The organism is Pseudomonas sp. F220 (assembly GCF_057813935.1).
Map to the genome: position 1 here is coordinate 1 of NZ_JBVASJ010000102.1, position 1150 is coordinate 1150.

Genomic DNA, 1150 nt, shown 5'->3' on the forward strand with positions numbered 1-1150 from the left:
CTAGTGTGCTGTTTGCGAAATAAATTTCTCCATGCTTGCACTACACTTCAGGTGCCATTCCTACCTTGGAGAGTTCCTGGTGAGCGCTCTGGACATTACGCTTAGCCCCGAAGAATTTGCCGAACTGAGCCGTCGCGTACGTTCCGCCACCATCAGTCAGCGCGATGGCCGTCGAGCCCGCGTCATCTTGCTGGCAGCGCAAGGATCAACGCGAGAAGAAATCGTGCGATTGACAGGTTTCTCTCGCCCTACGGTCACCGACTGGTGCCAGCGTTTTCAGGCGCTCAGATTGGAAGGCCTGCTCGACAAGCCTGGCCGAGGACGCAAATCCCCTCTGCCTGCTGACACGATCCGCCGCGTGCTCGAACAGGTCACTCAACCTCGTATCGGCGAGCCCCGCTGGAGCTGCCGAAGCATGGCCCGTGCCGCCGGCATATCAGCGACCACCGTGCATAAACTGTGGGCGGCCAATGACTTGAAACCTCATCTGACACGTACCTTCAAACTGTCGAACGACCCGCAGTTCGAGGAGAAATTCTGGGATGTCATCGGTCTGTATCTGGCCCCGCCAGACAAGGCGTTGGTGCTCTGCTGCGACGAGAAAAGTCAGGTGCAAGCCTTGGAACGCACACAACCTGGGCTGCCTCTGGGGATCGGTCATATCCAAACAAAATCCCATGATTACACTCGCCACGGCACGGTCACGCTGTTCGCAGCGCTGGATTATCTCCAGGGCAAACTGATCAGTAGCATCGAGCGCCAGCACCGTCATCAGGAGTGGTTGGCTTTTCTCAAGAAAATCGACAAGGAAACGCCCAAGCATCTCCAGCTGCATCTGATCGTGGATAACTATGCGACACACAAGCACGCAAAGGTGAAGGCTTGGCTGGCGAAACATCAGCGCTTCCATGTGCATTTCACACCGACCTCCAGCTCGTGGATGAACATGGTCGAGCGGTTTTTCAGGGACATTACCGTGTTCTTGCGCGACGGCAGCTTCGGCTCCGTACGTGAGTTGGAAAGCTCGATTACCGCCTTCCTAGCATTACGGAACGCACGACCGACCCGGTACGTTTGGAACGCAAAGGGCGAGGAAATTTTGAGCAAGATACGGCGAGCACGCGAGGCGATGGAGACGCAGATGGAGGGG

Annotated in this window: 1 protein-coding gene; it reads left to right on the plus strand. The window is 56.6% G+C overall.

The annotated features are described in order from the left end of the window. Window positions 1–79 precede the first annotated feature (79 nt). A partial coding sequence (locus ACZYSM_RS29155) for an IS630 family transposase (RefSeq protein WP_489077130.1) occupies window positions 80–1150 on the plus strand: 1071 nt, incomplete at its 3' end.